The sequence below is a fragment of the Actinomadura physcomitrii genome, assembly GCF_008923205.2.
GTDB classification, from domain to species: Bacteria; Actinomycetota; Actinomycetes; order Streptosporangiales; family Streptosporangiaceae; genus Spirillospora; species Spirillospora physcomitrii.
In genome coordinates this window covers 1-2,919 of sequence record NZ_WBMS02000092.1, presented here as the reverse complement: position 1 = coordinate 2,919, position 2,919 = coordinate 1, and the positions used below count along the sequence as shown (strand labels likewise).

Sequence of the window (2,919 nt, the reverse complement as noted above, 5' to 3'; positions counted from 1 at the left end):
TGATCACAGAGCAGCCGTCTTCACGTCCGGCGTTCCGGTCACAAGACCACATCAACCGGCCCGGATTCCCCGCTTCCCTCAGGCCTGCCTATACGCCCAGCTCAGGCCGCGAAATGCGGCTGCCGTAGTAGGGATACCGGCTCGGCCGGACCGAGCGGCCTGCTGCTGAGTGAATGGTGTCCCAGTGCGCAAGGGTGTTTCTCAACGCACCACGGCGGGCAGGGAGTGCGCTGGCCGTTTGTGACGGCGTTCGTGATTACCGTACTCGCAGGCATGGAAACGCCGGGCCGAAGTGCCCCGAGCGCTCTCTGCCCGACCGACCAGATCAACGTCGCTCTGTTGAACGGCCAAGGCCAAGACGAAGTAGCCGAGCCGACCATGCCGGACCGCTCGACCTGAACAACCCGCCGCCCGGCTTGGCTCGACGGTGACTAGATGTTGCAGTCGAAGCCGCAGCGTTTTGACCTGGACCCCACTGACGGGCGATGTGATCACCTCTCGAAGAGCCGTCCTGCGCTCGCTTACGGACCTGCGGTCATACGAACCAAACCCGGGTCACGGACGGCGAGCCCGATGGTGATGTGTTCGTCGCTGTTGGTAGTCAGGAGCGATGGTTCACATGCCGCCTCCAGCTCAGCACACGCGCGTGCCTCCGAAGCCATATGAGCCGTGGCGCGTCGGTCCCCGTCATCGTCGTCCCAAGCGCCGTCGGAGTCGCCGATGGCTGGTTCCGCTACTCGTCGGCGTCGTCGCCTCATCGGGGACGGCCCTGGCTTTTCAGCTCGGGGAGCGTCCGAGAACAACAGCTTCCTCCCACGAAACCCGTGACGTAGGCGCCAACGTGATCGAGCTGCCACCCTCAAGCCCGGCCGCCACACCGAAGCGGTCCTCCGCTGCTCGACCTCACCGCCGTGGCTCCCATCGCGACGGCCGCAGACACCGGCCAGTCATTCCACCGCCAAGCCCGTTTCTGACACAACCACGCACCCACACCCACCGCAAGACGTCCAGACCGCAACCGGTGAAGGAGGGACAGGCCGGTAACGCCCGTCGTCCGGCTCGGGATTTGCACTCGCAACCGAGACACCACATCCGCCAACCGGCCCACGGGCACCGAACTCCGCCGTGGGTCGGTCCTGAATGCCGTCGACGGTTCCCGCATGACGGCACGCGCCAGGCTGCTTGCGTTGCTGCTCTGCGCAACTACTTCAACAACTGACTAAGGGGTTGCGGCCCTTTCGCCCATGACCTGCACCGACATAGTTCGGCGAGTGCAGCGCCACACCGCGCAAAACGCAGGCGTGGCGTAGGTCGTAGGGCCGTTCGGCCAGCGGCGAGACGAGTTGGTCAGCGCTGAGGCCATCCTTGCGTGCCTCCGGCCACGTGCGCCGGTAGGTGCAACGCGAAAAGACCCACCTCACGTCTGGGGCGGTCACCGGGTCGGTGTCGAGACGTCATAGCCGCCCCCCAGGGCGTGTGCCTGGTTCGGGTGAGGGCCAGCCTCTACGAGCCGGTACCCCGTAAGACGGGCGGCCGCCGAGGGTGCGACCCTGTTCGTAGGCCTGGATCTGCATCGTGGTCATGATCCGGTGGCGTGTGCGCAGCACCTCACGCTGCGCGTCGAACTTTAACACCAACGCCCGATGCGCGAGATCGTCCATGTCGACGGGGCGCGGGCTTCTGGCAGCACACCGCCACCCCACAGGCTTTCAGGAGGCCAGCTAGCTTGGTGTACCGAACGCTGGAGAACGCTCGCTCGTACTCGCCGGCGCACCGGACATCGTCCAAGCCATCGAGCATAGGAGCACGACCTCTTCAAACAGTCAGTCAGTGTTGCCTTAGAAGGGTTCAATGGACGTATGAAGGCGAGAGAGGTCTGGGCGTATCGGGAGCGGGCGAAGAGTGCGGAATGTCCAGTTGAGCGAGTGGAGTACCTGGAACCGGCCACGAAGGGGAACAAGTGCCTGGTCCGGTTCCTTGATCGCGATGGTGATGAGAGATGGGTTCCGCGGGGACGCCTGATCGTTCTCTGGGATGAGCGCGAGGACTGGTTGCAGAGCGAACGCCGGATGGCCGCGGTGGTCGAGGTATCCGCGCATGCCCATGACACCCCGCAGTTCGATGCCGTGTCATCGCTGGTGCAAGGCTGGGGGTTCGTTAACGGAGTGGAACTCGGTTTCTCACAGGCTGACCTCTGTACGGTCCAGATCGCAGACCTACCGTCAGTATGCGAGCAACTCCAGATGGAAGACGAAGATTTTCGGCGGGAACCTCTGGCTTTCATGGAGGACGATGACTTTTTCGTGGGGCCGTGGTCGCTCGCTGTGGAGATCGCCAAGCGTGTCGCAGAGCTCCATGGCGAAGCCGTCATGCAGAAGGTTATGGAAGAGGAGGAGAAAGTCGAACTGGAGTCAATCCACGGCTGGACCTACACCGTTGGGCGCGGGCGCGAGGAGCACTGGGTGCCGCCGGAGCGGCTGAAGCACTTCCACGCAAAACGGCTCATGGCGTTGAACATCGTGCGGGAGTGGTGTGGCAAGGAGGTCCTCGAGCGGCTGGACGAATTGGAAGCACTGCGGGAGGAGGTCCGGCGTCTGGGAAATCTGGTCGAGCGAGCCATCACCGAACTTCGCCGATGCGGTCAGGTCTCTACAGCCGCCACCATGGAAAACGACCTTGGCGTGCCAGTATCCAGGTTGGTACTTCGGAAACGTATGAAGAGGAAGGGCGGGTGACGGCCTCCTTCGGAGGAGACCGGTGCTCTTTCCTTGGCCCGAATGGGCTCCAACCGCCTAGTACGGCAGCCGCATTTCGCGGCCTGAGCTGGGCGTATAGGCAGGCCTGAGGGAAGCGGGGAATCCGGGCCGGTTGATGTGGTCTTGTGACCGGAACGCCGGACGTGAAGACGGCTGCTCTGTG

The 2,919-nt window shown here is 63.8% G+C and carries 1 protein-coding gene; it reads left to right on the top strand.

Annotated features, from left to right (window positions below):
* The first annotated feature begins 1,925 nt into the window (after positions 1-1,925).
* Positions 1,926-2,735: a hypothetical protein gene (locus tag F8568_RS46350; RefSeq protein WP_151600541.1), complete on the top strand. Its 810-nt coding sequence runs from the start codon at positions 1,926-1,928 to the stop codon at positions 2,733-2,735.
* Positions 2,736-2,919 lie beyond the last annotated feature (184 nt).